Here is a 26,070-nt window from a genome sequence, read left to right as displayed (position 1 = left end):
ATGCCGTACGGACACGTACACCGCGACCGTCGCCGCCACGACCGGGGTCAGGTCGCCATCGAGTACCTGGGATTCATCCCGATCCTGATGCTGCTCGCCATGGCCGTCATCCAGATCGGCCTGATCGCCTACACGGCCCAGCAGGCCGGCACCGCGGCCCGCGCCGGGGCGCGCGCGGCCTCGCTCCGGCAGGAAGCCGGGCAGGCCTGCGCGAACGCGGTCAGCGACTGGCTCGCTGGCGGCACCAGCTGCCCGGCCTCGTACGGGGGCAAGGAGGTCACCGTCACAGCGGGCATCAAGATCCCCTCGATCGTCCCCGGCTGGAACTTCGGCCGGGCCCACAAGACCGCGACGATGCCGCTGGACCACTGAGACCGACCGACCGCTGAGACCGCCCGACCACCGACCAGGACCGACCACGACACCGCCGAGCAGGAGCGAGGAGCACCGGAACCCATGAGCCTCCGCGCACGCATCAACTCCCCCGAGGAGAAAGGCAGCCGGGGCGAGGACGGCCACCTCGTCGCCTCGTACCGGGCCAAGCTCCTGGAGGAGATCGACCTCGCGGAGATGAGCTCGCTGGCCGCCGCCGAGCGCCGGGTGCGGCTTGAGCGGGTGCTGGGGCACATCATCAGCCGGGAGGGCCCGGTCCTCTCGACCGTGGAGCGCTCGCAGCTGATCCGCCGGGTCGTCGACGAGGCCCTGGGCCTCGGCATCCTCGAACCGCTCCTGGAGGACGCCTCCATCACCGAGATCATGGTGAACGGACCCGACGCGATCTTCGTCGAGCGCGGCGGCCGGGTCGAGCAGCTGTCCCTCCGCTTCGCCTCCGACGACCAGCTCATGCAGACGATCGAGCGGATCGTCTCCACGGTCAACCGCCGCGTGGACGAGTCCAATCCGATGGTCGACGCCCGTCTGCCCTCCGGCGAGCGCGTCAACGTCATCATCCCGCCGCTGTCGCTGACCGGCCCCACCCTCACCATCCGCCGCTTCCCCCGCTCCTTCACCCTCCAGGAGCTGATCGGCTTCGGCTCGCTCGACGAGCACATGCTGTACCTGCTGGCCGGACTGGTGCAGGCGAAGTTCAACGTCATCGTCTCCGGGGCCACCGGCACCGGGAAGACGACCCTCCTCAACGCCCTGTCCGGACTGATCCCCGCGGACGAGCGCATCATCACCATCGAGGACTCCGCCGAACTCCAGCTCCAGCAGGCGCATGTGATCCGGCTGGAGTCCAGGCCGCCGAACGTGGAGGGCCGCGGCCAGGTCACCATCCGCGACCTGGTGCGCAACTCCCTGCGTATGCGCCCCGACCGCATCGTCGTCGGTGAGGTCCGCGGCGGCGAGTCGCTCGACATGCTCCAGGCGATGTCGACCGGACACGACGGCTCGCTCGCCACCGTGCACGCCAACAGCGCCGAGGACGCGCTGACGCGCCTGCAGACCCTCGCCTCCATGTCCGACGTGGAGATTCCCTTCGTCGCCCTGCACGACCAGATCAACAGCGCCGTCGACGTCATCGTCCAGCTCACCCGGTTCGCCGACGGCGCCCGCCGCGTCACCGAGATCGCCGTCCTCGACAGCCACGGCGGCGAGCCGTACCGGCTGGCCACCGTGGCCCGCTTCGCCGCCCGGCCCATGGCGTCCGACGGCCGGATCTACGGCGCCTTCGAGTACCACCCGCTGCCCCGCCGCACCGCCGACCGCCTCTACATGGCGAGCCAGCCCATCCCCCAGGCCTTCGGCGTCGCCCAGTCCGCAGACCAACTGGCCACCCGAGAAGCCAGGTAGGCAGGTAGGAACCGTCCCCATGGATCTGAGCACCCTCGTCACCCTCACCACCGGAGTCACCCTGCTGACCTGTGTGCTGGCCGTCGCGGGCCTGCACGCCTACAGCTCCGGCAAGGCCCAGCGGGCGGCCCTCGTCGACCGGCTCTCCCAGACAGGCCAGATCCCCGTCGGCCGCCGGCGCCGCTTCCCCGGCCTCGACCGCCGCCTGCGTCGCACGAGACTCGGCCGCCGGCTGGAGCTGAGGCTCGCCGCGACCGGCCTGGACGTCACCCCGGGCGAGTTCTTCGTCTACATGCTCGCCACCGTGGCCGCCCTCTGGCTGATCGGACAGGCCGCCCTGGCCCCCTTCTTCGGACCGCTGGCCGGCCTGCTCGGCGTCTGGGCGGCGATCCAGTTCCTCAACTGGCAGCGCCAGAAGAGGATCGAGAAGTTCATCAACCAACTCCCCGAACTGGCCCGCATCCTGGCCAACGCCACCCAGGCGGGCCTCGCCCTGCGTACCGCGATCGGCATGGCGGCGGAGGAGCTGGAGGCCCCGGCCGGTGAGGAACTGGCCAAGGTCGCCCACCAGTTGGCGCTCGGCGCGTCGATGGACGACGCGCTGGCGGAGCTCGCCGACCGGCTGCCCTCACGGGAACTGGTCGTCCTCGTCACCACGCTGGTCCTGTCCAACCGGGCCGGCGGCCAGGTGGTGAGCGCCCTGCGCAACCTCACCGAGACCCTGGAGGAGCGCAAGGAGACCCGCCGCGAGGTCCGCACCCAGCTCTCCCAGGTCAGCATGACCTCCTACGCGGTCCCGGTACTGGGCATCGGCGCGCTGTTCCTCATGAACGGCGTCAAGGCCGGCGCCCTGGACCGCATGACCGCCTCCCCGATCGGCCAGGGCGCGGTGATCATCGCCTTCGCGCTCTACGCCGTCGGCTTCGTCCTCATCCGCCGCATGTCCCGCATCGACGTCTAGCCGGGTTCCCGGAAGGAGGGAAGAGGGATGGCACTGCTGCTCGCACTCGTGATGGGCCTCGGCGTCTGGGGCGTCTTCGCCGGCATCCGCATGTACCGCGCCGAGGCCAGGCTGCCCGGGGACCTGGCGCTGGCCCTGGAGGTGGGCGCCACCCGCACCGGCGCGGTCGACTCCCTCGTCGACCGCCTCGGCATGCGCTACGCCCCCGCCGTGCTGCGTCTGATGGGCCCCAAGAGGGTGGCGAAGTACCGCCGCAGGATCGACCTGGCGGGCAACCCCGGCGGCCTCACGATCGACCGCTACGCGGCCCGGCGCGCGGTCTACGGCTTCCTGGGGGGCGTCGGCGGACTCGTGTTCCTCCTGCGGGGCCAGCTTTTCATGGCCCTGATCCTGTTCGCCTTCGGCGCCTTCTGGACCGAGGTCGGCATCTGGTCGGCGATCCGCATCCGCAAGGACGTGATCGAGCGGACGCTGCCGGACTTCCTCGACGTGCTCGCGGTCGTGGTGAGCGCGGGCCTCGGCTTCCGCCAGGCCCTGGACCGCGTCGCCGACAAGTACGAGGGCCCCTGGGCGGACGAACTGCGCATCACCCTGCGCCAGATGGACCTCGGCATGAGCCGCCGCCAGGCCTTCGCGGAGCTGCGGCGCAGGAACGACTCCGAACAGGTCGCCATGTTCGTCACCGCCCTCCAGCAGGGCGAGGAACTGGGCGCGCCCATCGTCGACACGCTGGTGGCCCTGGCCAAGGACATGCGCCGCACCGACGCGCAGAACGCCCGCCGCAAGGCCGCCCGCGCGGTGCCCAAGGCCACCATGATGATCACCACGTTCATGGTGCCGGCCACGATGATCCTCCTCGGCGCGGGGCTGATCCTCGGCTCGGGCGTGGACTTCGGCTCCCTCACGGGTACGGGCAAGTAGGGGGCGGGCGAGGACATGGCGACGACGGAGGAACGCACCGGGCTGCTGCGCCGCCGCCCGAGAATCCCCGAGATCACCACCCCTCCGGCGGGTACGGTCCTGCCGGCCCACGTCCGCACGGGCGCGCCGGACATCCCGGTGACGTCGGTGACGCCGGAGCTGCCGCCGGGGTGGGAGCCGGTGAAGGCCGCGTTGCCGGGCGTGCCGCAGCAGCCGGACGGACGGACGGCCGCCGACGGGGAACGGGCCCCGGAGGTGCCACCCGCACCGGACGGCGACAGCCGCACGGCCGGTACGGGCGGGAACCCGGACCCGGTCGGCAGCGCGGTGCCCCCAACGCAACCCGCACCCGCGGGCGCATCGGCACCCGATCCGGAAAAGCTGCAGATCAGCGCGTTGCAAGCGATGTGCCGCCACGTCTTCGCCTTCCGCCTCGCGATGATCGCCCTCGCCGCCCCCGTCGCCCTGCTGAACGCGGCCCCCGGACTCGCCACCCGCCTGGTCAGCGCCGCGGTGGTCGTCACCTTCATGGGCTCCTACGTCCTGTTCAGGGACTGGGAGCGCTTCGGCCCCCTGCTCCTGCGGCACCCCACGCTCCTCGCCCTGGACACCCTCTTCGGTGCCCTCCTCCTGATCGCGGCGGGCCCGGACAGCACGCTGGCCTACGTCAGCGTCTGCACCCCGCTCCTCGCCGGTCTCGTGTACGGCTGGCGCGGCGCGGCCCTGTTCGCCTCGCTCCAGTCGCTGATCCTGCTCGTCGTCTCCACCAGCTCCAGGGAACTGTCCCCGGACCTGGCCCAGGCCGCCCTCCTCCCCGGCCTGTGCGTCATCGCGGGCGCGGCCGGAGTCACCGTGCGCAACCTGCTCCTCCGCTTCGGCGAGGCCACCCGGGCGCTGACCACGGTCCAGGCCCGTCTCGCCGTCACCGAGGCGGTCGGTGCCGAACGGGCCCGCCTGGCACGCGAGATGCACGACTCGGTGGCGAAGACCCTGCACGGCGTGGCCATGGCCGCCGACGGCCTGGCGGGCTCGGCGGGCGCCGACCGCATGGACGCGACCCTGGTGAAGCAGCAGGCGGAACTGGTGGCCCGCTCGGCCCGCCGGGCGGCCGCCGAGGCCCGCGAGCTGCTGACCGACCTGCGCCGCGAGAACGACCCCGACCACGGCACCGACGTGCTCGCCGAACTCGTCGCCCGCACCCGTGACTTCGCCGCCCGCACTGGCCTGTCCGCCGCCTGCCGCCCGATCGGCGAGCAGGGCGTGCCGCCGGTGCCGCCGGCCGTGGCCCGCCAGCTGCTGACCATCGCGTCGGAGGCGATGGAGAACGCCCACCGGCACGCGGCGCCCACGCACGTGGAGGTGTGCGCGGGTGTCCACGGCGACCTGCTGCGGATCAGCGTGTACGACGACGGCCGCGGCCTGCCGCCCGGCACCAGCCTCGAACAACTCCGCCGGGCGGGCCACTTCGGCCTGGTCGGCATGGTCGAGCGGGCGGCCTCGGTCGGCGCCCGCATCCGTATCGGCCGCGGCTCCCACCCCAAGGGAACGGAGGTCCGCCTCGAACTGCCCCTGGGAGCCCTGACGACACCGACCGTATGACCGTCCGACGAACCATCCCTGCTCCACGACCCAGAGAGGAGGCCGCCGCCGTGCCGGACCGGACGACTCCCAACCCCTTCGAGGGCTTTCCACAACCCGCGCAGGCCGTGCCCCTGCGCGTCGTCGTGGCCGACGACAACCCCGTGGTACGCGCCGGCCTGACGGCGCTGCTCTCCGGCCGCGCGGACATCACGGTGGTCGCGGAGGCCGCCGACGGCCGCGCCGCCTGGGAGGCCGCCCAGCAGCACCGTCCCGACGTCGTCCTGCTCGACGTCCGCATGCCCGGCGTGGACGGCCTCTCCGCCCTGCCGTACCTGGTCCGGATCGCCCCGGTGATGATGCTGACCTACAGCAGCGAGTCGGAAATCGTCCAGGAGGCCCTGCGCCTGGGCGCGGGCGGGTATCTGGTCCACGGCGAGTTCACGGCCGACCAACTCGTCACCGCCGTCCGCGACATCAAGGAGGGCAGGGCCCACTTCACTCCCACGGCGGCGAGCGCGCTGGTGGACCGACTGCGCCGGGACCAGCCGGTGGTGGATGCGATTGCACACGATCGCATATCCCCAACGTCGCAAGAAACAGGACGTTCTCTCGAAACTCTTTCGCACCTGCAACCAGCTGTGGGACAGTCTTCGTCTGGATGGACAGGTGGCCGTCCGGCCGCCGTCGACAGGTCGAGGTTCCAACTCAGCGCGAGGGAGGCGGAGATCATGGACCTCATCGCGTCCGGCATGACGAACCAGCAGATCGCCGCCACCTGCTTCATCAGCGAGAAGACCGTCAAGAACCACATCAACCGCATCTTTGCCAAGCTGCACAGCACCAGCCGCTCCGAGGCCGCCGCGAAGTGGCTCGGCACGGCCCCTGGTTCGTCACGAGGGCTGGTGTGAGGCGTGATGACGACGGTGCGGGGGAGGCGGGGTCGGGTCCTGCTTTGGGCCCGGGATTGGGTCCGGGGACCCTCCGGCGGACGGGGTGTTCCGGCATACGTTTCCGGTGTCGCAAGCGGCACCGAGACCGAACCCGGAGGGGAACACCATGACCGACCTGATGCTGAAGACCGCGGTCGCGACCAAGGTCCGCGTGAACGGCTGGAAGAACACCACGGCCGAGTCGCTGCGCCGCCGCGCCGACGACCGGGGGCAGACCGCGGTCGAGTACCTGGGCATCATCGCGGTGGTGGTGGCGATCGTGCTGGCGATCACGGGGACGAGCATCGGCTCGACGATCCTCGAGAAGATCACCGGACTGATCGACCAGGTCGGCAATTGACGCGACCTCGTCTGCACGGCGACGCAGGGCAGGCCTTCCCCATCTACATCACGGTGGTGGGGGGCCTGCTCTTTCTTGCGCTCGCTTACTTCGCGGTCGGCCAGGCAACGGTGAACCGTGGTGGTGCTCAGACGGCGGCCGACGCGGCGGCACTCGCGGCGGCCCAGGATGTCCGGGACCAGCTTGCAGGTGAATGGATCAAGGACGTAATCGACCCGGACCAGTGGCAGAACATCTTCGACGGCAACAGTCAGGGGCTCCAGCCATCCTGCTGGCGAGCGTATGAGCTCGCTCAGCGTAACGATGCCCATGTCCTCGAATGTGGTGCGAGCGGTCCGCTGGCTTACACGGTCAGAGTCGAGACCAACAAGTCCATGGGTAAGTCGGTCGTCCCCATCACCGCGCGAAAGCACTCGAAGGCGGTAGCCACAGCCGTCATCGAGCCGCTTTGCAAGTTCAAGCCCTTGAGCGTAGATGCCGGGGCCGATCTGTTGCCACGTCTCACCTGCAAGAACAGGTACTGGGATCTTGACCCGCAGAACCTTGGTGATCTGCCTAGTCCCCAGGACCTCTTCGACGTCCATCTGGCCGACTGACAAGCGAACGACGAGTGATGAAGGAAGCAGAGTGATGAGTATTCGGTTCACTGCGAAGGCCCGCAGGGGGATGGTCGCGTTGACCGTGGCAGCGGGGTTGGCCCTCGGTGCGGCTGGTTGCGGCGGTGGGGACGACAAGAAGCCGGATGCTTCGGCGTCCGAATCCAAGGGCGGCGGATCAAAACCGAGTGCTCAGGAGGGACAGTCACAGACTCCCTTGGCCGAACTGAAGGGCCCAGATGGGCTGCTCCTCCAAGTGTTGTCGGCGAACCGTGACTCCGGCGGTTTCGTCACCGTAAACGGAAACCTGAAGAACGACAGCGGCAAGACGGTTGTGGTTCCGGTTTCTGTCAGGGGGGACGAGACGGAGATTCTCAAGCACGGAACTTCCCTGGGCGGCGCCACGCTCGTGGATTCGCAAGGCAAGAAGCGCTACTACGTGTTGCGTGATACCGACGGGCGGCCACTCACCACGACTGACCTCACCACTGTCAAGTCGGGCCAAACCATCCCCGTCTTCATGCAGTTCCCGTCCCCGCCAGCGGACACCTCCGAAGTCACTCTGCAACTGCCCACCTTCTCCAGCAGCACTATCGAGATCTCCGGGTGACGCCCCGATGACACACACCCGTCTCGCCCTGGCCCTCACCGCCGCCGGTGTCATGGTTGCCGCGAACCTCTACGGTGCCGTGGCCGCCCGTGCCGACAGTGGGCCCAGCGTGCCCCCGGGCACCGAGCCGTCCGCCTCCGCCCCCGTGAAGGTCGACCCGAGCGATCCCGATCTCAAGCTGCCCGAGGGGGCCACCCTCGCCGAGCCCAAGGTGCTGGACATCAAGTCGGTGGTCGAGGAGCAGGGCGGTGAGGAACGCCGTGAGGACACCAACACGGACGTGACGTTCGCCCTCCAGGCCGAGGTGCTGTTCGCCAAGGACAGCGCGAAACTGAGCAGTCAGGCGAAGTCCCGGATCGACACGATCGCGCAGGAGATCAAGAAGCAGAAGCCGAGCCAGGTCCGCGTCTTCGGCTTCACGGACAACCTCGGCACCCACGCGCACGGCGTGGTCCTGTCCAAGCAGCGGGCCAACGCGGTCCAGGACGTCCTGTCCCAGGAGCTGAACGACGCCAACATCACCTTCGACGTGCGCGGTTACGCCGAGCAGTACCCCATCGCGGACAACTCCACGGAGGACGGCCGCAAGAAGAACCGCCGAGTGGAGGTCACGTTCCCCCGCACCCAGAACTGACCTGCGACCAGTCGCGGGGCTCGTTCCGTGCCATGGCCGGCAAGGCCGGATCGGGCCCCGGAAGGTCACACGGCCGTGGCGCGGACCTTCTCACCGCACAGCTTGCTCAGTCGGCCTTGCGCGCGTGTCATTCCGGAACGCTTATCTCTCCCGGCCCCTCCGCGCACTGTTCGTTCGCCGCCAAGGCTTCGGCCTCACGGAAGATCTCCGCAGCCCGTTCCTGGATCTCGGGAGAGGGCGGACCGATCTCGGCCTCCTTCTCCTGGAGCAGTTCCTCCAGGAGATCACGCTGTATCTGCCGTTCGACGGCCGCGCTCACGTACGCGGAGAAGCCGCGTGCCACCACGCGTGCCTTGACGGCTGCGATGCGGCCCGCGGGCATGGACACGCTGACCTTCTGGGCCGGTCCCTCGTCCATGCCGTACTGCTCCGCAACGTCCATGCGAGGAGAGTAGTAGTGGCAAAGCGTCGTCCGGTCGGCTCTACAGCAGGTGATCGGCACCCCCGGCCTTGATCTCCCGGATGAGGGCGCGGAGGGCTTCGCGGCTGTCGGTCAGCGGGTGGTCCTCCTGCCCGGCGACGGCGATGTAGGCGTTGCCTTCGACGTCGGTCCCTATGCGGAAGCAGTTGGCGCCTTCTCCGCAGAAGGGATCTTCCCAGGTGATGGCCGGCATGGTGGTGGCTCCTTAGAGTTCGCTGACAAGGCCGCGAATGAAATCGCGTGAGGCCCCTGGGGCGAGTGCCGCTGCTTTTGCGGCGGCGAGCATGGCCCGGTACTTGGCGAGCTGGGTCTCCGAGTCGATGAACTCCGGCCCGTGAGTGCTGTCGAGTTCCACGGTGTCGAGTTGAGGCACGGACGACTCGGCGTACAGGACCGACTGGCCCGCTCCGGGGAAGCCGCCCGCTTCGAAGGGAATGACCCGCAGCGTTACGGCCTCGCGCTCGGACATGGTCAGCAGGTGCGCCAGCTGCTGCCGGGCCACGGCAGATCCTCCGAACGCCATGCGCAGAGCTGCTTCGTGGAGGATGACGTCAAGTTCGGGTGGCGTCGGGTGGTCGAGCACCTGCTGCCGGTCCAGGCGTTGCGAGACGCGGACCTCTACATCCGCCGGTGACAAGGCGGGGATCACCGCTTGGAAGACAGCGCGGGCGTGTTCCTCGGTCTGCAGCAGTCCCGGCAGGTGCACGCTCACTGACATGCGTACGCGTACGGCGTGCCACTCCATCTCGGCGATGTCCAGGAAGGCATTGGGCAGTTGACCGCGATAGGACTCCCACCACCCCTTGTCTCTGTCGGCGGCCATGGCGGCCAGAGCCTCGACAAGGGCTTGATCCGAACACCCGTAGTTGCTCGCCAGCGTGCGTACGCGTTCAGGGCTGATGCCCGAGCGGCCGGACTCCATGTTGGGCACGTTCGTTCGCGGGACGCTCAGCAATCCGGCGGCGGCCTCGGTCGTCATCCCAGCCGCGACCCGCAGTTTGCGAAGCTCCAGGCCCAAGCGCCGTTGACGTGCCGTTGGTGCGCTTCTGGGCGCCATGCTCCCCTCCTGCCCCGTTGCCTGACGGGAGTCAGTCTGCCCCCGGGATCGGCGGCCGGTCCACTCGATGGGGGTCGAATTCGGCAAGTTGGTAGTACGTGTACTCCGTGATGTTCTACCGTCTGTGACAGGTCGACCACGACCCTCCGCTGCCGCGCGGAAGTGCATCGCCCATGCCATGCCAGGCCCGGGTGACAGGCCACCGTGCGCGAGGCGAGGAACAACCACTCCATCGATCAAGGGAGTTGTCATGCCTGTCGCTATGACCTCGGCCTGCCTGCCCTACACCCCCACGGACCTGCCGCCCGCACCCCCCACCCCGGAATCCCTCACGTACAGCCTCACGCTCCCGGCCGCACCGCAGAGCCCGGCGATCGTCAGGGCGATGATCCGCACGGTCCTCGACGCACACGGCCTCGCCGACATGGCCGACGCGGTCGTGCAGGCAGCGAGCGAACTCGTCGCCTGCGCCTGCCGTTTCACCACCTCTCCGGAGGTGTACGTCTGCCTCCGCTACCGCGAGGAAGCACTCCGCGTGGTCCTCTACGACGCGCACCCCCGCCACCAGCACCCCCGCCTCGCCGCCGCCTGCGACGCCCGTCGCCGCTCGGCACTGCGCCTGTCGGCCTGTGTGGTCCGGGCGTGTGGCGGTGACTGGGGCTTCGGTGACGCCCGCGAGCCCGGCGGTGGCACGCGGATGTGGGCGGTCCTGCCGAGGAAGGGTGCCCGCGCATACCTGGTGGGTGGCCACACGAATGAGTGACGGCTCCTCGAAGCCTGCCGGAAAGGGCGGCGCACCGCCTACGTTCCTGCCGACCGCCTGTGGGTGGCCCCTCGCGCCCGGTTGGACCGTACGTCACGTCTGTTGTGACGCTATGACTGTCCCGAAGTGCGCGAAATGGGCGCTGCGTTGCACTCGTCAGGATCAAGGGCACCCAAGGGCCCGGCGGAGGGGGAGCAGGATGGAAGGGGGGTGGTGGGTGTCGGCCCATGTGAAGCGCAGGAGGGTGAGGTTGGGGAGGAGGGTGACCAGGCGGTTTTGGCGGAAGCGGTCCTGGTAGAGGGCCTGGGGGGTGCTGTGGGGGGCCTTGCCATCTGTCTCGATGCCCACCAGGTGGGTGGGTCAGCCCAGGTCGATGCGGTAGGAGCGGTTGTGCTCCAAGTCCGGGATGCGCCACTGGAGGACGGGCGGGGGTAGGCCGTCGTCCAGGCAGATGAGGCGTACCTGGGTTTCCAGGGGAGATTCGGCTCGGGCGTCGGCCAGACGTAGCCAGGCCCGGGCCCTGGGCGCATGGGGGCGGCCCGAGAGGTGGGCCGGGATGGTGAGGAGGTCGGGCTCGGACAGCAGGCCCTTATGGAGGGCCGAGTCCAGCACGCTCACTGCCTCCACGCGGGGGAGTTGGAGCAGGAGGTCCGCGCAGGTGCGGGCCGGGTTGGTGAGAGGGATGCCCCGCAGTGTCATGCGGGCACTGGGAGGAGTGGCGCTCCGGTGGACGCGGATGCCTGGGCGGCTGCGGATCTCGTGCCCCGGTGGCGCGGCCAGGTGCAGGGTGCCGTCGTCCTTGGGAAGGCCCTCGATGCCCAACAGGCGGGCGGCTGTGGTGCCTGCGGCCACTACCTGTGGGCCGCAGGTGAGGAGAGTGCCGCGTACTCGGGAACGCAATGACGGTCCCCGGTCGTCCCACCCCACCCAGTAGCTGCCCCGGGTCAGCGGAACCCACTGACCCGACCTGATCATTCGCCGCACGGTGTTCCGATCGGCGCCGGCTGACTTGAGTTGTGAGGTCGTCAGCACCCGGTCCTGCTGCGAGGCAGTGGCGCGGACCCGTCGGAGGAGTTCACTGCTGATCGTCATGCCGCACTATCGCCTGAGGCTCGGACGGTTTGCCTGGGGCTGTGGATATCTCATTTGTTCCTTGTTCTCGCTGCGACTCCTGTGTCTCCGCCTTTGGCGAATTGGGTGACTTTTTGGGTCCCTGGGCCCACGTCGGGCGGACTGTCCCTTCCTAGCCTCGGGGCGTTGTCGTCGAACAACGCGGGGGAGGGGGCATGGCCTCGCTTGGGGGAGTGCCGGAGTCCGAAGGGGCGTCAGGGGCGTCGCCAACCGGGCGCGGGGGGCGCCGGGAGGTGCCACGGTCGCTGTCGGCGGCAGTGGTGCTCGTGCACACACTGTTCGTCGCCACCGTGCTCGGTGGGATCGGTCTGCTGCTGACGGCCGGGTCGTACGGCGCCCTCGACGGCAGAGTGGTCGGCCTCGTCGCCTACGCCGCCGCGCCCGGGGTGCTCGGCTGGTGGCTCGCCCGGCGGAGCTGGGAGGGCGGGGACCGGATCCGGTGGGCGCTGGTCGCCGTACAGGTGTGGCTGATCCTCGGGGGACTCGCCAACCTCACCGCGGGTTCGGCCCGCGGCGGCATCCAGCTCTTCCTGCCGGTTCTCATCCTCTACTTCCTGCTCCAGTCCGAGACCCGGCAGTGGTACGAACTCCCCGTGCCGGCGCGGGCCGAGCGCCGTCCCTTCTCGCTCGCCCGGATGATCCGGTGGCGGGGGAGGGACGAGGGGCAGACCGCGGTCGAGTACGCGGGCCTGGTCGCGATCGTCGCCGCCATCGTGCTCGCGCTGGTGGTCAGCGGTCTCGGCACGCAGATCTTCACGAGCATCGAGGCCCAGGTCTGCAAGGTCGCGGGGATGGGCTGCGCGGCACCGGCGGGCAGCGGCACCGACACCCACGCCTCCGGCGACACCCACGCCCCGGGCCGCACCAGCGCCTCGGGCGGTACCACCGGCGCCACGACCGGTGGCCGTACCGACAGCAGTGGCGGCACGACCGGTGGTGGTGACAGCACCGGTGGTGGCACGTCCGGTGGCGGTGCGGACAGCACCGGCGGTGGCTCCGCGACCGGCGGCGGTACGACCGGTGGTACCTCGGCCGGCACCACCACCACCGACGATGGCGGCCAATCCACCGGCGGTACCACCGAATCCGACGACCAGCCCACCGACGACACCCCCACCACCGAATCCGACACCGACGACACCACCGCAGCCCCCGACGAGAAGAAGGACGACGGCTGTTTCTCCGGGTTCGGTGCCTTCTTCGGGTGTGCCGGTGATCAGCTCAAGCAGGTCGGTGAAGGCGTCTTCGTCGACGGGATCTGGGGGGACGTCACCGGAATCTGGGACATGGTCACGAACCCGGGAGACACCCTCAGCGGGATCGCCGACTACGGCAAGCAGCTCGGGCACGACTGGATGGAGGACTCCAAGGACGCCCGGAAGAAGTGGTCGGACGGCGACTACTTCGGGGCCCTCTGGGACTGGGGCGGGGCCTCTCTCAACACCGGCGGGACGGTCCTGTGGGACATGTTCATCGGCGACGACGTGGCCGAGGACTGGAAGAACGGCGAGAAGACCCGTGCCGTCTCCCACGTCGCCTGGAACATCGGCTCCCTCTTCATCCCCGGCTACGACATCGGCAAGGTCGTCGAGAAGGGGGGCGACCTCGGCAAAATCGGGAGGCTCGGCAAGCTGGGCAAGCTCGCGGAGCAGGCCACCGAGGCGGCCGAGGACGCCAAGAAGGCGGCCAAGGCCGGTGACGTCGAGGGCGCCGAGCGGGCCGCGAAGAAGGCGGACGAGGCGGCCGACGAGGCCGAGAAGAAGGCGCGTGAGTCCGGCTGCTCCATCGCCGTGCCCGCCCGCCGGATCCCGTACGGGGGCGGACTCGTCGGCGGGGCCGGCACCGGAACCACCGTCCTCGCCGCGGGCGGCCCCCGCTACGTGGTCCTCGCCCAGGAGGGCTGTGACGAGGACGCGAAGAAGGAGGCCGCCGAGGCCCGCAAGAAGGCGGACGAGGCGGATCGGGCGGCGAACGGCGCCGAACTGGCGCACAGCAAGGACGCCGCGAAGAAGGCGCTCGACGACGAGGGCGTGCCCTACTCCAAGAAGAACGTCGACGACTTCGCCGGCCGGGCCAAGGACAACCCCGATCCGGAGAAGAAGGAGATCGGCACCAAGGACGCGACCCGGGCGCTGGACGAGGTCGAGAAGCTGGCGAAGACGCCGAACGTCTCCAAGGACGCGAGGTCGACGCTCACCAGCAAGGTCCTCAACGCGAAGAACACGGACGAACTCGCCCAGGCCCGGGCCGAACTCAACGCCGTCCAGCACGCCGCCGACGCCGAGGCCGCGGCCGGCACCACGGTCCACACCGCGGTCGGCAAGGACTTCGGCAAGACCGAGGTCGACCTCGGCAACGGCGAGAAGGTCGACATCTCCGACATCGAGGACGCCGACACGCTCTACAAGGGGAAGGACGGCAAGGTCCACGTCGTGGAGGTCAAGAACACCGGCAACGCCACCATCAAGGCCGAGTTCGAGCGGCAGGTCGAGGACCTGGCCCGGTGGCGGGGCAAGGACGGCGCGGGCCGCGCGGTCCACGTGGACATCGCGACCAACGACAAGTGGAGCAACATCTTCAGCGGTTACAAGACCGGCAAGCGCGACGGTGTGAAATACAGGCCGCCGGGCACTCCGGCGACCACACTGGCCAAGAACAACGTGCCGGTCCGGATCGCCGGACAGGACGTCTCCCCGGGCCAGCTCGCCAGGATGCAGGCCGAGATCGACGCGCGCAGGGCGGCGGGCACGATGGAATGGTCGAGGATGACGACCCCGAAGGAAGCCATGGAGTACCTGGGTGTCTCGTGACGATCACCTGCTGCCCGCCGCGATGCGGGAGCTGCCGCCGCCCTGGAACGACCTGACCCACCGCCGGGCCCTCGCGCTGGCCGAACTCCCGGCCTCCCGCGCGGATCAGGCACTGGACGTCCTCCGGGCAGCCCTGCCCCGGCACCGGCACAGCGTGCACGGCTGGGACGAGGCGCTGCGGGACGCCTACGACGACCGGGACGACCACACCCTGGACGACGCGGACGCCTGGCTGACCCGGCTGATGCCGGCCACCGCCGACGTCACCCGGGAACGGGTGGCCCGGGTCGTGGCGGAGTGGTCCCGTCTTGGCATCCCCACGGTGTCCGCTCCGCCGACGCCGGAGCAGATCCGCACCACGGCCGCCGAATGGGCGACCACGGTACGGCAGGACCTGGCCTCCGACGCCTTCGCCTTCCTCCTCGAACGCGGCGCCCTCGCCGGACACGAGGACGAGGCGGTCCGGCTCGCCCAGGCCTACGTCCGCGTCGGCCTGGCGGTGGAACCGGCGGTCCGTCTGCTCCTGGCCCTCGGCCGGCCGCGCGGGGAGGCGGCACTGCTGGAACTCGTGACCGACGACGAGGTCCGGGACTTCCGTCCCTACGTCCGCTCCCGGCTCCTGGTGCTGCGCCGCCCCGGCTACGAAGCCCGGGGGAGGCAGCCGGCGCGCGGCGAGGAACCCCTGCTGCCGCCTGCCGTGCGGGAGCTGCCGTACCGCTGGGCCGCCGGTTTCCAGTGGCCGGCCGGCCTTCCGCGGGACGCGGAGAACACCGCCCGTGCGCGGGCCGTCCTCCTGGCCTGCGCGCCGACCGGGCCGGTGCCCGAACCCGTCCCCGGCCCCGCCCGGACCGGTGACGCGGACGAGGAGCCGCCCACCTGGCCGGACGTCCGGCAGGTCATGGCGGACCTGATGCCCTGCGCGCGTCTGGTCACCAGGGAACGGATGACCGAGGCGATGCGCGAGTGCGCGCTGCTGGGCATCCCCGGCGTACCGCGGGATCCGCACGGCGAGGAGGCGGCGCGGTTCCTGGCGCGGTGGGTGACCTGGATCGGCGGCTGGATCGCCGGCGCGGTCTTCACGTGGCTGGGCACGTACGTCGACGACGACGTCCTCCTCACCCCGTGGGCGTTCGAACTCGCCGAGCGGTACGCCCGCTGCGGAGTCGCCGTGGACGAGGCCGTGGCACTGCTGCACCGGCACGGCGCCGTGGCGTACGGCCGCGAGGCACTCGACCGCATGGCGGCCGACGAGACGCTGCCGGAGAGGCTGCGGCGCCAGGCCGCACGGTGACCCCTCCGGCCACGCCCGGAGGCCGCCCCTACTCGGGTTCCACCGGCCTCTGTTCGGGCTCCACCGTCACCAGCACCCCCGCCCGCAGCCCCCACCCCGCCATCGCCCCGGCCTCCGCCTCCAGGATGTGGCGGGAGCGCGGGCGGAGCAGGCCGAGCCGGTTCGGACTCATGGTGACGACGGTGAGGACGCGCAGGTCGCGGTCGAGGTAGGCGACGTCGATCGGGATGCGCATGCGGAAGGTGTGCACGTTGTTGGCGGGGGAGAGCAGGATCGCGCCGTCCACCGCGTCGCGGCCCAGCAGGCCCTTGGTGCGGGCCCGGTAGGAGGTCGCCAGCTCCAGCGGGACCGTCGCCGGCGCCGCACCGTGCACGATCAGCCTGCCCCGCCCGTCGCGCCAGCGTCGTCCCATGCCGAGCCGCCCTCCCTTGAGTCCCCTACGTCCCGTGCGCTGCCGACCGACCGTATCGGCGGGGCGGTGGGCCCCGCATGGGTCCACGGGCCCATGCCCCGCGCTCCCGCCGCGGTTAGGGTCCCGGGGTGCGCGTACTGGTGACCGTCGTGGCCGCGCTGTGGGGCGCGGGGACCGGGCTGCTGCTGCCCCGGGCCGCCCACCGGCTGTCGGTCGGCGCCGGGGAGTCGTGGAGTGCCCGGTGTCCGGGCGGGCATCCGATCATCGGCGCGCTCGGGGGCTGGGTGGGCCGGGCCCGCTGCACGGGCGCGGAGGCCGGATGCGGGGCGTACGGGCCGAGCGCCCGGGTGACCGCGGTCGTGACCGCGCTCGTCTGCGCCGCGCTCGCCGCCGCCACCGGGCCCCGCCCCGAGGCGGCGGTATGGCTGCTCGCCGCGCCGGTCGGTGTGCTGCTGGCGCTCGTCGACCTCCGTGTGCACCGGCTCCCGGACGTGCTGACGCTGCCGTTGGCCGCCGCGACCGCCGCCCTGCTCGGAGTCGCCGCCACACTGCCCGCCGCCGCGGGCTCCTGGTCCACCGCCCTGCTCGGCGGACTCGCCCTCGGCGCCGCGTACTTCGTGCTGTTCCTGGTCAACCCGGCCGGCATGGGCTTCGGCGACGTCAAACTCGCCCTGGCGCTCGGCGCGGCCCTCGGCTGGTACGGCTGGCCGGTCCTCGTCGTCGGCGCCTTCACCGGGCTGCTCTACGGCGCCGGCTACGGCCTGGGTCTGGTGGTGCTGCGCCGGGCCGGCCGCAAGTCGGCCATCGCACTGGGGCCGTTCATGCTCGGCGGGGCCCTGACGGGGGTACTGCTGGGGGCGTTCACGGCCAGGTGAGGGCAGGGAAGGACGATGCCTATGGAGAGGCGGCGGAGGACCGTCTTCCGGCAGGATCACTCGCATGGCAGACCACCCGCACCGTTCCGGCCGCTCCTTCGAGGACCTCGTCGCCGAGGCGGCCGCCGTTCCCACCGAGGGCTGGGACTTCTCGTGGTTCGCGGGCCGGGCCACGGAGCAGCGGCCCTCCTGGGGGTACGCCGTCTCGATGGCCGCCCGGCTGTCCGGGGCCCGGGCCGTGCTCGACGTGCAGACCGGCGGTGGGGAGGTCCTCGACTTCGCGCTCGGACGCGCCGCGGCCACGCCCGTGCTGCTCGCCGCCACCGAGGGCTGGCCGCCGAACGTGGCCGGGGCGACCGCACTGCTCCGCCCGCGTGGCGTCGTGGTCGTCGACTCGCCGGAGGACGCGCCGCTGCCGTTCGCCGACGCGGCCTTCGACCTCGTCGTCAGCCGGCACCCCGTACGCCCCCACTGGGCCGAGATCGCCCGTGTCCTCGAGCCCGGCGGGACCTACTTCGCGCAGCACGTGGGACCCGGCAGCGTCTTCGAACTCGTCGAATACTTCCTCGGGCCCCGGCCGGAGGAGTCGCGCGAGGCCCGCCATCCCGATCGCGAGCGCGCCGACGCGCGGGCGGCCGGTCTCGAAGTCGTCGACCTGCGCGCCGAACGGCTCCGCATGGAGTTCCACGACATCGGCGCCGTCGTGCATTTCCTGCGCAAGGTGGTCTGGATGGTCCCCGGATTCACGGTCGAGGCGTACGAGCCCCGGTTGCGGGCGTTGCACGAACAGATGGAGAGGCGCGGGCCGTTCGTGGCGCACAGCGCACGGCACCTCTTCGAGGCCCGCAGGGCGGAGTGAACGCACCACCGGAATGCCTGTGTTCACATCGTTACCGTCCGCCTCTCGCGTCACCCTTTCAGCACACGTAAAGTTCAGACCAAGGGAATTCGCGTGCGCAAAGTCACGCGGTCGGTACCGCGTGGTGGAGGGGGCTGCGCGGTGCGCGGCCCCTGATGGCGGTATCCGCCCGGCCCGGGGGGTCGGCGCGGGGCGGTGCCGCCGACGTCAAGCGGGCGTTCGCGGGCGGGTCGCCCCTGGGAGGGATCCGGGGCAACACGCCGCGCGACCCCCAAAGGGCGGAGCTTCTTCGCTTCTCGTCGAAGCCTGACGATTTCCCTGCCTGTCCCGTCGGGATCCGGTCATGATCAGGGCCGGAATGATGGATTCCGACCTTCCCGACCGCTCTCCATGCGTCGCCATACGATTTCGGAGAGTAGTTTTGTCGCGTCTGGGCACACAGCAGCCCTTACGAAGGGTTATGGTGGAAACCCCCCCTCGGGCCGGTCCGTCTCCCCCCCCACGGACCGGCCCGTTTTCTTTGCCCACCGCGTGCGACGCACCAGGGCGCGCACAGTGCCCTGTTGAGGGACGCTGGGATCGCCGGGGGTAGGCTTCGCCCCCGGGGACCGCCATACGGACCAGGCCGCCGCACGGACAGGGAACGCCCCCGGCCGCGCCTGTCCGTCGATACGGAGGGGCTGACGAACACGTGAACCTGCGCGACAAGCTGCGTGGCCTGCTGGTCAGGCTGTACGCACGCCGGGTGGAGGGCCACCTGGACCCCGCTCAGGTGCCCAAGCACATCGGCGTCATCATGGACGGCAACCGGCGCTGGGCGAAGGCCGCCGGCTCGACCGCCGCCCAGGGCCACCGGGCCGGCGCGGACAAGATCGAGGAGTTCCTCGGCTGGTGCACCGAGACGGACGTCAAGGTCGTCACGCTCTGGCTGCTCTCCACGGACAACTTCGAACGGCCCCAGGAAGAGCTCGTCCCGCTCCTCGGCATCATCGAGGACGTCGTGCGCACCCTGGCCTCCGACGGCCGCTGGCGCGTCCACCACGTCGGCACCATGGACCTGCTGCCGCCGGCCATGCAGGCCACCCTCAAGGAGGCCGAGGAGGCCACCGCCCACGTCGACGGGATAGTCGTCAACGTCGCCATCGGCTACGGCGGCCGGCAGGAGATCGCCGACGCCGTGCGCTCCATGCTCCTCGACGCCCAGGACCGGGGCACCTCCATGGAGGACCTCGCCGAGTCCGTCGACGTCGAGATGATCGGCCGCCACCTGTACACCAAGGCCCAGCCCGACCCGGACCTGGTCATCCGCACCAGCGGGGAGCAGCGGCTGTCCGGATTCATGCTCTGGCAGACGGCCCACTCCGAGTACTACTTCTGCGAGGTCTTCTGGCCGGCCTTCCGCAAGGTCGACTTCCTGCGGGCGCTGCGCGACTACGCGGCCCGCCACCGCCGCTTCGGCGGCTGAGGACGCACCCCTTCGGTCACCCGGGTGCCCCCTCTTCACGAGGAGTTCATTCGTGCGTCGTTCCGCTTATTTGCATGGCGGCGCATCTTCGAGGGCATAAGGCAAACAGGTCGACACCCGAACCACGGGTGTCGGATCTCAGCGGGCGGCTCGGGGCCGTCCGCCCGGGAGGCCCTTTGTACGAGCCCGACCGTGTGGTCACAGCACGGACGAAGACCTGGAGGGCCGGTCCACGGCCCGTCGTGTGCGGGGGCCGTCGGCCGGCCGGCTTGTTCCCGCCCACCCAGCAGGGCCTCCACCTCGTCGCTCCCCGACCTCATCCGAGGGGGTACGTCCTTCCGTGGTGACCAGCACAAAGCGCCACAAGCCAGACCGGCGCACCTACGTCCTCGACACCAGCGTCCTGCTGGCGGACCCGAACGCCCTGACCCGCTTCGACGAGCACGAGGTCGTGCTCCCCATCGTCGTGGTCACGGAACTGGAGGCCAAGCGGCACCATCCCGAACTCGGCTACTTCGCCAGGCAGGCCCTGCGCCTGCTGGACGACTACCGGGTCCGGCACGGCCGCCTCGACGCCCCCATCCCGATCGGGGACCTCGGCGGCACGATCCGGGTCGAGCTCAACCACTCGGACCCCAGCGTGCTGCCCACCGGCTACCGCCTGGGGGACAACGACTCGCGCATCCTCGCGGTCGCCCGTAATCTCCAGGCGGAGGGCTACGACGTCACCGTCGTCTCGAAGGACCTGCCGCTGCGCATCAAGGCGTCCTCCGTGGGCCTGCTGGCCGAGGAGTACCGCGCGGAACTCGCCATCACCGACTCCTCCGGCTGGACCGGAATGTCCGAACTCACCCTGCCGGGTGAACAGGTGGACGTTCTCTTCGAGGAAGGTCACCTCCACGTACCGGAGGCGGCCGAACTGCCCGTGCACACCGGACTGACGATCCAGTCCGAGCGGGGCAGGGCCCTGGGCCGCGTCACACCCGAGGGAGGGGTGCGGCTGGTGCGCGGCGACCGGGAGGCGTTCGGCATCAAGGGGCGCAGCGCGGAGCAGCGGATCGCCCTGGACCTGCTGCTCGACCCGGACGTCGGGATCGTGTCGATGGGCGGCCGGGCCGGCACCGGCAAGTCGGCGCTGGCGCTGTGCGCGGGTCTGGAGGCGGTCCTTGAGCGCCGTCAGCACCAGAAGGTGATGGTCTTCCGTCCGCTGTACGCCGTCGGCGGCCAGGAGCTCGGCTATCTGCCGGGCTCCGAGGCGGAGAAGATGAACCCGTGGGCGCAGGCGGTCTTCGACACGCTGTCGGCGGTCACGTCCCGGGAGGTCATCGAGGAGGTCACCGCGCGCGGGATGCTGGAGGTGCTGCCGCTCACCCACATCCGCGGGCGCTCGCTGCACGACGCGTTCGTGATCGTGGACGAGGCGCAGTCGCTGGAGCGGAACGTCCTGCTGACCGTTCTGTCCCGGATCGGGGCCAATTCGCGGGTGGTTCTGACCCATGACGTGGCGCAGCGGGACAACCTGCGGGTCGGCCGCTACGACGGTGTCGTGGCCGTCGTGGAGAAGCTGAAGGGTCATCCGCTCTTCGCGCACGTGACGCTGACCCGGTCCGAGAGGTCCCAGATCGCGGCCCTTGTGACCGAAATGCTGGAGGACGGGCACATCTGATCAAAATCGCCCACTCCGGAAGAGTGGTGCGGGAGTTGGCGCCGCCCGGCAAAGGCCTGAGCCTAGCCGGGCGGCGTCCGTGTTCGCGGGTGTTCGGGGAAATCCCCTGGGCCGAACGAGGTGTGAGCTTTCACACGCAACTCGGAATTGCCTTGCGGTGTTGGGTTACGGCAGAGTCTCACTCCTGTCAGGCCCCGCATACGACACATCTGTACCGCCAGCGGTATGGCACACCTGAAACCACGCGCTTTCAACTCCATAGCGTCGTCGTATGCCGCCCGAGCACCACGCGGCGCTCCCCTCGCGGGAGTTGCCCACCGGGCCCGCGCCTCCCGTGACCGCGCAGTTGGGAGGCCAGTGTCAGGGGCACGATTGCGTCCGCCAGGGTCACCGAAGCGGGCGATGCTGGAAGGAAACCGTGTGAGCCGGATCTCGGTCCGGGGATTCGCAGTGGCCTCCGCCACCGCGGTCACCGCTGTCGGAAGCGTCGTCGGCGTTGCCACGGGCAGCACCGCGCAGAACAACGACGCCGAGGCGATGGCAGCCGACGCGACGCTTCTCGCGGACATACCCGTCGGTCAGCAGGCCCAGGTGCAGACCGCCTCCCTGGCGCAGCAGGCCGACGCCCAGGCCATCGCCGCGGACGCGAGCGCCAAGAAGGAGGCCGAACAGGCCGCCCGCAAGGCCGCCGCCCAGACGGCGATCGCCAAGAAGGCGGAGGCGGAGAAGGCCGAGAAGGAAGCCAAGGAGCGTGAGGAGCTCAAGGCGGCGGCCAGCCGTGCCGCGAGCCGCGACGTCTCCAGCTTCCCGGTGCAGGCCTCGTACACGGTCGCGCAGATCCAGGCCATGGCGAGCTCCATGGTGCCCGCCGGCCAGTTCCAGTGCTTCAGCAACATCGTGAACCACGAGTCGAGCTGGAACTACCGGGCGGTCAACCCCTCCTCCGGCGCGTACGGCCTGTTCCAGGCGCTGCCCGGCTCCAAGATGTCCTCCGTGGGCGCCGACTGGCAGACCAACCCGGCCACCCAGATCAAGTGGGGCCTGAACTACATGAACGGCCGCTACGGCAGCCCCTGCGACGCGTGGAACTTCTGGCAGGCCAACCACTGGTACTGAGCCGGATCACCGCCGCACTCAACCTCCGCGCAGCCCCTCCCCGTCTTAGGGGGAGGGGCTGTTGCCCTGTACGGTCGGACCGGACGGCTCCAGGGGGGAGTGGTGGGGAAAGACGGGGGAAGAGGACGGATCATGTCGCGAGTGCCAGGGTGGCTCGGCAGGCTGGGCGCCGGACTCACCGAGATGGGTGAGCGGTTGGACGAACGCCGCGCCGAGGTGGAGAAGGTCCACACCGGCCACGCCGACCCCATGGACGCCACCGACCACGCCCGGCCGGAGCCGGACGTGGGCGTGGATGTGGGCATGGACGTGGACGTCCAGCCCGTGCCGGACACGACGACCGCTACCGTGACCCGGCCCGATCCCGCCCAGGCGGTGCCGTGGGGCGTGCGGGTGGCCGCGGAGGCCGGCTGGCGGGTGCTGGTGCTCGCGGGCACCGTGTGGGTGCTGATGCGCGCCATCAGCGCCATCCAGTTGGTGGTGCTGGCGTTCGTGACCGCGCTGCTCATCACGGCGCTGCTCCAGCCGGCGGTGGCCTGGCTGCGGCGGCACGGGCTGCCGCGCGGGCCCGCCACCGCGCTCACCGCGATCCTCGGCTTCGTCATCATGGGGCTGATCGGGTGGTTCGTGACCTGGCAGGTCATGGAGAACATCGACACGCTCTCCAGCCAGATCCAGGACGGCATCGACCAGCTCCGCAAGTGGCTGCTGGACAGCCCCTTCCATGTCACCGACAAGCAGATCAACCAGATAGCGAAGAACCTGCGGGACGCGATCGGCGCCAACACCGACCAGATCACCTCGGCCGGCCTCCAGGGCGTGACGGTGATCGTGGAGGCGCTGACCGGGATCCTGCTGACGGTCTTCTCCACGCTGTTCCTGCTGTACGACGGCCGGCGCATCTGGGAGTGGACGCTGAAGCTGGTGCCGGCGGCGGCGCGTCCGGGCGTGGCCGGTGCCGGCCCGCGTGCCTGGCGCACCCTGACCGCGTACGTGCGCGGCACGGTGATCGTGGCGCTGATCGACGCGATCTTCATCGGCCTCGGGATCTACTTCCTCAATGTGCCGATGGCCGTGCCGCTGGCCGTCTTCATCTTCCTGTTCGCCTTCATCCCGCTGGTGGGCGCCGTGATGTCGGGCGCGCTGGCGGTGGTCGTGGCCCTGGTCACCCAGGGAGTCTTCACCGCGGTGATGGTCCTGGTGGTGGTGCTGGCGGTACAGCAGCTCGAAGGCCATGTGCTGCAGCCGTTCATCCTCGGCCGCGCCGTGCGGGTCCACCCGCTGGCGGTGGTCCTCTCGGTCGCCGCGGGCGGGCTGATCGCGGGGATCGGCGGCGCGGTGGTGGCGGTGCCACTGGTCGCCGTGACGAACACGGTGGTCGGGTATCTGCGGGCCTACTCACGGGAACAGGAGCGGCGTCAGGCACGGGTGCCCGCGGCGGCTCCCGCGCAGCCGGCCACCGCGGCGTCCGGCTCAGGGAGTCACGAACCGGGCGGTTCCGAACCGAGCTGAAACCGGCGAACCCCGCCCACCTCAGAGGTGGACGGGGTTCGGCCGTGCGGTACGCGTTACTGCGCGAGAGCCGCTTCCGCGTCGAGGGTCGTCGCGACGGCCTGGACCACCGCGGCGATCTTGAACGCCTCCTGGACGACCTCGCGCTCCACGCCGGCCTTCCGCAGGACCTGCTCGTGGGAGTCGAGGCACATGCCGCAGCCGTTGATGGCGGAGACGGCGAAGGACCACAGCTCGAAGTCGACCTTGTCGACACCGGGGTTGCCGATGACGTTCATCCGCAGACCGGCCCGCAGGGTGCCGTACTCCTGGTCGGACAGGAGGTGGCGGGTGCGGTAGAAGACGTTGTTCATCGCCATGACGGCCGCCGCGGCCTTCGCCGCGGTGTACGCCTCCGGCGACAGGTTCGCCTTCGCCTCCGGCTCCAGCTCACGCAGGACGATCGGCGAGCGTGAGGCGATCGCCGTCGCCAGCACCGTGCCCCACAGCTGCTGCGCGGGCAGGTCGCTGTTGCCGATGACCGAGCCCAGGTTGAGCTTCAGGTCCTTGGCGTAGTCCGGGACGGCGGACTTCAGGGAGTCCAGGGACATGGGGTCACTCACCCGCCAGCAGCGCGACCGGGTCGAGGGTCTCGTCGCCCTTGGTCCAGTTGCAGGGGCACAGCTCGTCCGTCTGGAGGGCGTCCAGGACCCGCAGGACCTCCTTGGGGTTACGGCCGACCGAGCCCGCCGTCACCATGGAGAACTGGATCTCGTTGTTCTGGTCCACGATGAAGACCGCGCGCTTGGCGAAGCCGTCCTCGCCCTCGATGCCGAGGTCGCGCATCAGCTCGTGCTTGGAGTCCGCCATCATCGGGAACGGCAGGTCACGCAGGTCGTCGTGGTCCTTGCGCCAGGCGTGGTGGACGAACTCGGAGTCGCCGGAGAAGCCGAGGACCTGGGCGTCGCGGTCGGCGAACTCGTCGTTCAGCTTCCCGAAGGCGGCGATCTCGGTGGGGCACACGAAGGTGAAGTCCTTGGGCCAGGCGAAGACGACCTTCCACTTGCCCTCGTAGGTCTTGTGGTCGATCGTCTCGAACTCCTTGCCCTTCTCCAGCGAGACGCAGGCGGTCAGTTCGAACTCGGGGAACTTGTCACCGACAGTGAGCACGCGCTCTCCTTGCAGCGAGGAAACACCGGTCGTGCTGGCGTTTCCCATGGGTTGGACGATGCTGATGTTGGCACACGGTGCATTGATTGCAGAAATAGCTACACTCGGTCGGGTTGATCGGAGGTAGTTATCAGTGACCGTGGGTAATCCCGGAAAGCGCAGGCAGCCTACCCTCTCCCAGTTGCGTGCCTTCGCCGCCGTCGCGGAGCATCTGCATTTCCGGGACGCCGCCGCGGCGATCGGCATGAGCCAGCCGGCCCTCTCCGGGGCCGTCTCCTCACTGGAGACGGCACTGGGTGTCACGCTGCTGGAGCGTACGACGCGCAAGGTGCTGCTCTCACCGGCCGGCGAGCGGCTCGCCGTCCGGACCAGGGTCGTGCTCGACGAGGTCGGCGCCCTGCTGGAGGAGGCCGAGGCCGTCCGGGCGCCCTTCACCGGCGTACTGCGGCTCGGCGTCATCCCCACCGTCGCGCCCTATCTGCTGCCCAGCGTGCTGCGGCTCGTCCACGACCGCTACCCCGACCTCGACCTCCAGGTCCACGAGGAGCAGACCGCCAGCCTGCTGGACGGGCTCGCCGCCGGACGGCTCGACCTGCTGCTCCTCGCGGTACCTCTCGCTGTGCCCGGCGTCGTCGAACTCCCCCTGTTCGACGAGGACTTCGTCCTGGTGACCCCGCTAGGCCACCGGCTCGGCGGCCGAGCGGGCATACCGCGCGAGGCCCTGAAGGAGCTCAATCTGCTGCTGCTCGACGAGGGGCACTGCCTGCGCGACCAGGCACTCGACATCTGCCGCGAGGCCGGGCGCGAGAACGCGCCGGTGTCGACGACCGCCGCGGGCCTGTCCACCCTCGTCCAGCTCGTCGCCGGCGGCCTCGGCTGCACCCTGCTGCCCCGCACCGCCCTCACGGTCGAGACGTCCCGCAACAGCCGGCTCCTCACCGGCCGCTTCGCCGACCCCGCCCCCTCCCGCCGCATCGCCCTGGCCATGCGCGGCGGCGCGGCCCGCGCCGCCGAGTACCGGGAACTGGCCGCCGCCCTGCGCGCGGACCTGCGGCCCCTCCCGGTGCGGGTGCTGGACGGCGACCGGGACTGAGCC

General features: G+C 70.4%; 27 protein-coding genes. 20 read left to right on the top strand and 7 right to left on the bottom strand.

Annotated elements, in window-relative coordinates; genetic code table 11:
- From ACIP4X_RS08275 to ACIP4X_RS08230, 10 genes are all read left to right on the top strand, one after another.
- Positions 1-372 carry a TadE family protein gene (locus ACIP4X_RS08275; protein WP_401347344.1) on the top strand — a complete coding sequence of 124 codons (372 nt, stop codon included), beginning with the start codon at positions 1-3 and terminating at the stop codon, positions 370-372.
- Positions 373-456: 84 nt separating this feature from the next.
- Entirely contained in the window at positions 457-1,794 is a 1,338-nt protein-coding gene (locus ACIP4X_RS08270; RefSeq protein ID WP_358728771.1) for a CpaF family protein, read from the top strand.
- Positions 1,795-1,813: 19 nt separating this feature from the next.
- Positions 1,814-2,755, top strand: coding sequence for a type II secretion system F family protein (locus ACIP4X_RS08265; protein ID WP_358728773.1), 942 nt, complete (start codon positions 1,814-1,816; stop codon positions 2,753-2,755).
- Positions 2,756-2,782: 27 nt separating this feature from the next.
- Complete coding sequence (locus ACIP4X_RS08260; protein WP_358728774.1) at positions 2,783-3,676, top strand: DUF5936 domain-containing protein; 894 nt, start codon at positions 2,783-2,785, stop codon at positions 3,674-3,676.
- A 15-nt stretch (positions 3,677-3,691) separates the two neighbouring features.
- Positions 3,692-5,275, top strand: a complete 1,584-nt coding sequence (locus tag ACIP4X_RS08255) for a histidine kinase (protein WP_391459667.1) — start codon at positions 3,692-3,694, stop codon at positions 5,273-5,275.
- Between the two features lie 50 nt (positions 5,276-5,325).
- Positions 5,326-6,165 carry a response regulator transcription factor gene (locus ACIP4X_RS08250; protein WP_358728778.1) on the top strand — a complete coding sequence of 280 codons (840 nt, stop codon included), beginning with the start codon at positions 5,326-5,328 and terminating at the stop codon, positions 6,163-6,165.
- 148 nt (positions 6,166-6,313) lie between these two features.
- Positions 6,314-6,547, top strand: coding sequence for a Flp family type IVb pilin (locus tag ACIP4X_RS08245; RefSeq protein ID WP_401347340.1), 234 nt, complete (start codon positions 6,314-6,316; stop codon positions 6,545-6,547).
- Entirely contained in the window at positions 6,544-7,143 is a 600-nt protein-coding gene (locus tag ACIP4X_RS08240) for a pilus assembly protein TadG-related protein (RefSeq protein ID WP_401347337.1), read from the top strand. Before ACIP4X_RS08245 ends, ACIP4X_RS08240 begins: the two co-directional genes overlap by 4 nt.
- A 34-nt stretch (positions 7,144-7,177) precedes the next feature.
- Positions 7,178-7,753 carry a hypothetical protein gene (locus ACIP4X_RS08235; RefSeq protein WP_401347334.1) on the top strand — a complete coding sequence of 192 codons (576 nt, stop codon included), beginning with the start codon at positions 7,178-7,180 and terminating at the stop codon, positions 7,751-7,753.
- Positions 7,754-7,760: 7 nt separating this feature from the next.
- Positions 7,761-8,387 carry an OmpA family protein gene (locus ACIP4X_RS08230; RefSeq protein ID WP_401347332.1) on the top strand — a complete coding sequence of 209 codons (627 nt, stop codon included), beginning with the start codon at positions 7,761-7,763 and terminating at the stop codon, positions 8,385-8,387.
- 127 nt (positions 8,388-8,514) lie between these two features.
- Here the strand turns inward: ACIP4X_RS08230 and ACIP4X_RS08225 are convergent, their stop codons facing one another.
- The 3 genes from ACIP4X_RS08225 to ACIP4X_RS08215 are packed head-to-tail and all read right to left on the bottom strand — an operon-like array spanning position 8,515 to position 9,925.
- Positions 8,515-8,829 (bottom strand): hypothetical protein, encoded by a 315-nt coding sequence (locus ACIP4X_RS08225; RefSeq protein ID WP_401347330.1) that lies wholly within the window; start codon positions 8,827-8,829, stop codon positions 8,515-8,517.
- 40 nt (positions 8,830-8,869) lie between these two features.
- On the bottom strand, positions 8,870-9,061 hold the full coding sequence (locus ACIP4X_RS08220; RefSeq protein ID WP_401347328.1) for a hypothetical protein: 192 nt from the start codon (positions 9,059-9,061) through the stop codon (positions 8,870-8,872).
- A gap of 12 nt (positions 9,062-9,073) precedes the next feature.
- Positions 9,074-9,925, bottom strand: a complete 852-nt coding sequence (locus ACIP4X_RS08215) for a helix-turn-helix domain-containing protein (RefSeq protein WP_401347326.1) — start codon at positions 9,923-9,925, stop codon at positions 9,074-9,076.
- A 250-nt stretch (positions 9,926-10,175) separates the two neighbouring features.
- Here ACIP4X_RS08215 and ACIP4X_RS08210 point away from each other — a divergent pair, with 250 nt between their 5' ends.
- Positions 10,176-10,688 carry an ATP-binding protein gene (locus ACIP4X_RS08210; protein ID WP_401347323.1) on the top strand — a complete coding sequence of 171 codons (513 nt, stop codon included), beginning with the start codon at positions 10,176-10,178 and terminating at the stop codon, positions 10,686-10,688.
- A 360-nt stretch (positions 10,689-11,048) separates the two neighbouring features.
- Here ACIP4X_RS08210 and ACIP4X_RS08205 read toward each other — a convergent pair whose 3' ends face one another.
- Positions 11,049-11,780 (bottom strand): type IV toxin-antitoxin system AbiEi family antitoxin domain-containing protein, encoded by a 732-nt coding sequence (locus tag ACIP4X_RS08205; RefSeq protein WP_401347321.1) that lies wholly within the window; start codon positions 11,778-11,780, stop codon positions 11,049-11,051.
- Between the two features lie 305 nt (positions 11,781-12,085).
- Here ACIP4X_RS08205 and ACIP4X_RS08200 point away from each other — a divergent pair, with 305 nt between their 5' ends.
- Both ACIP4X_RS08200 and ACIP4X_RS08195 read left to right on the top strand, forming a co-directional pair.
- The gene (locus ACIP4X_RS08200) at positions 12,086-14,629 is read left to right on the top strand and encodes a hypothetical protein (protein ID WP_401347318.1); all 2,544 of its coding nucleotides are present in this window, start codon (positions 12,086-12,088) and stop codon (positions 14,627-14,629) included.
- The gene (locus ACIP4X_RS08195; protein WP_358728789.1) at positions 14,619-15,920 is read left to right on the top strand and encodes a hypothetical protein; all 1,302 of its coding nucleotides are present in this window, start codon (positions 14,619-14,621) and stop codon (positions 15,918-15,920) included. Before ACIP4X_RS08200 ends, ACIP4X_RS08195 begins: the two co-directional genes overlap by 11 nt.
- Before the next feature lie 28 nt (positions 15,921-15,948).
- On the opposite strand, the gene ACIP4X_RS08190 is transcribed toward ACIP4X_RS08195, so the two are convergent.
- On the bottom strand, positions 15,949-16,332 hold the full coding sequence (locus ACIP4X_RS08190; RefSeq protein ID WP_358728791.1) for a DUF192 domain-containing protein: 384 nt from the start codon (positions 16,330-16,332) through the stop codon (positions 15,949-15,951).
- A 128-nt stretch (positions 16,333-16,460) separates the two neighbouring features.
- On the opposite strand from ACIP4X_RS08190, the gene ACIP4X_RS08185 reads away from it, so the two are divergent.
- The 6 genes from ACIP4X_RS08185 (at position 16,461) to ACIP4X_RS08160 (ending at position 23,825) form a co-directional block, all read left to right on the top strand.
- On the top strand, positions 16,461-17,207 hold the full coding sequence (locus ACIP4X_RS08185; RefSeq protein WP_401347315.1) for a prepilin peptidase: 747 nt from the start codon (positions 16,461-16,463) through the stop codon (positions 17,205-17,207).
- A gap of 64 nt (positions 17,208-17,271) precedes the next feature.
- Positions 17,272-18,066: a methyltransferase domain-containing protein gene (locus ACIP4X_RS08180; protein WP_358728794.1), complete on the top strand. Its 795-nt coding sequence runs from the start codon at positions 17,272-17,274 to the stop codon at positions 18,064-18,066.
- Between the two features lie 691 nt (positions 18,067-18,757).
- On the top strand, positions 18,758-19,531 hold the full coding sequence (locus tag ACIP4X_RS08175; protein ID WP_358728796.1) for an isoprenyl transferase: 774 nt from the start codon (positions 18,758-18,760) through the stop codon (positions 19,529-19,531).
- A gap of 340 nt (positions 19,532-19,871) precedes the next feature.
- Positions 19,872-21,197 (top strand): PhoH family protein, encoded by a 1,326-nt coding sequence (locus ACIP4X_RS08170; protein WP_358728798.1) that lies wholly within the window; start codon positions 19,872-19,874, stop codon positions 21,195-21,197.
- 402 nt (positions 21,198-21,599) lie between these two features.
- Entirely contained in the window at positions 21,600-22,313 is a 714-nt protein-coding gene (locus ACIP4X_RS08165; protein WP_358728800.1) for a transglycosylase SLT domain-containing protein, read from the top strand.
- A gap of 132 nt (positions 22,314-22,445) precedes the next feature.
- Positions 22,446-23,825 carry an AI-2E family transporter gene (locus ACIP4X_RS08160; RefSeq protein WP_358728802.1) on the top strand — a complete coding sequence of 460 codons (1,380 nt, stop codon included), beginning with the start codon at positions 22,446-22,448 and terminating at the stop codon, positions 23,823-23,825.
- Positions 23,826-23,881: 56 nt separating this feature from the next.
- Here the strand turns inward: ACIP4X_RS08160 and ACIP4X_RS08155 are convergent, their stop codons facing one another.
- Complete coding sequence (locus ACIP4X_RS08155) at positions 23,882-24,415, bottom strand: alkyl hydroperoxide reductase (RefSeq protein ID WP_100571946.1); 534 nt, start codon at positions 24,413-24,415, stop codon at positions 23,882-23,884.
- Between the two features lie 4 nt (positions 24,416-24,419).
- The gene (locus ACIP4X_RS08150; protein WP_225075362.1) at positions 24,420-24,974 is read right to left on the bottom strand and encodes a peroxiredoxin; all 555 of its coding nucleotides are present in this window, start codon (positions 24,972-24,974) and stop codon (positions 24,420-24,422) included.
- Positions 24,975-25,107: 133 nt separating this feature from the next.
- On the opposite strand from ACIP4X_RS08150, the gene ACIP4X_RS08145 reads away from it, so the two are divergent.
- The gene (locus tag ACIP4X_RS08145; RefSeq protein WP_401347311.1) at positions 25,108-26,067 is read left to right on the top strand and encodes a LysR substrate-binding domain-containing protein; all 960 of its coding nucleotides are present in this window, start codon (positions 25,108-25,110) and stop codon (positions 26,065-26,067) included.
- Positions 26,068-26,070: the final 3 nt, after the last annotated feature.

This window comes from Streptomyces sp. NPDC088817 (assembly GCF_044750345.1).
GTDB lineage: Bacteria > Actinomycetota > Actinomycetes > Streptomycetales > Streptomycetaceae > Streptomyces.
This window is presented reverse-complemented; position numbering and strand designations above follow the sequence as displayed.

Excerpts from the sequence above, each read along its gene's own strand:
- ACIP4X_RS08275 (WP_401347344.1), top strand. The coding sequence starts at position 1 with ATGCCGTACGGACACGTACACCGCGACCGTCGCCGCCACGACCGGGGT.
- ACIP4X_RS08270 (WP_358728771.1), top strand. The coding sequence starts at position 457 with ATGAGCCTCCGCGCACGCATCAACTCCCCCGAGGAGAAAGGCAGCCGG.
- ACIP4X_RS08265 (WP_358728773.1), top strand. The coding sequence starts at position 1,814 with ATGGATCTGAGCACCCTCGTCACCCTCACCACCGGAGTCACCCTGCTG.
- ACIP4X_RS08260 (WP_358728774.1), top strand. The coding sequence starts at position 2,783 with ATGGCACTGCTGCTCGCACTCGTGATGGGCCTCGGCGTCTGGGGCGTC.
- ACIP4X_RS08255 (WP_391459667.1), top strand. The coding sequence starts at position 3,692 with ATGGCGACGACGGAGGAACGCACCGGGCTGCTGCGCCGCCGCCCGAGA.
- ACIP4X_RS08245 (WP_401347340.1), top strand. The coding sequence starts at position 6,314 with ATGACCGACCTGATGCTGAAGACCGCGGTCGCGACCAAGGTCCGCGTG.
- ACIP4X_RS08235 (WP_401347334.1), top strand. The coding sequence starts at position 7,178 with ATGAGTATTCGGTTCACTGCGAAGGCCCGCAGGGGGATGGTCGCGTTG.
- ACIP4X_RS08230 (WP_401347332.1), top strand. The coding sequence starts at position 7,761 with ATGACACACACCCGTCTCGCCCTGGCCCTCACCGCCGCCGGTGTCATG.
- ACIP4X_RS08225 (WP_401347330.1), bottom strand. The coding sequence starts at position 8,829 with ATGGACGTTGCGGAGCAGTACGGCATGGACGAGGGACCGGCCCAGAAG.
- ACIP4X_RS08220 (WP_401347328.1), bottom strand. The coding sequence starts at position 9,061 with ATGCCGGCCATCACCTGGGAAGATCCCTTCTGCGGAGAAGGCGCCAAC.
- ACIP4X_RS08215 (WP_401347326.1), bottom strand. The coding sequence starts at position 9,925 with ATGGCGCCCAGAAGCGCACCAACGGCACGTCAACGGCGCTTGGGCCTG.
- ACIP4X_RS08210 (WP_401347323.1), top strand. The coding sequence starts at position 10,176 with ATGCCTGTCGCTATGACCTCGGCCTGCCTGCCCTACACCCCCACGGAC.
- ACIP4X_RS08205 (WP_401347321.1), bottom strand. The coding sequence starts at position 11,780 with ATGACGATCAGCAGTGAACTCCTCCGACGGGTCCGCGCCACTGCCTCG.
- ACIP4X_RS08190 (WP_358728791.1), bottom strand. The coding sequence starts at position 16,332 with ATGGGACGACGCTGGCGCGACGGGCGGGGCAGGCTGATCGTGCACGGT.
- ACIP4X_RS08180 (WP_358728794.1), top strand. The coding sequence starts at position 17,272 with ATGGCAGACCACCCGCACCGTTCCGGCCGCTCCTTCGAGGACCTCGTC.
- ACIP4X_RS08165 (WP_358728800.1), top strand. The coding sequence starts at position 21,600 with ATGCTGGAAGGAAACCGTGTGAGCCGGATCTCGGTCCGGGGATTCGCA.
- ACIP4X_RS08160 (WP_358728802.1), top strand. The coding sequence starts at position 22,446 with ATGTCGCGAGTGCCAGGGTGGCTCGGCAGGCTGGGCGCCGGACTCACC.
- ACIP4X_RS08155 (WP_100571946.1), bottom strand. The coding sequence starts at position 24,415 with ATGTCCCTGGACTCCCTGAAGTCCGCCGTCCCGGACTACGCCAAGGAC.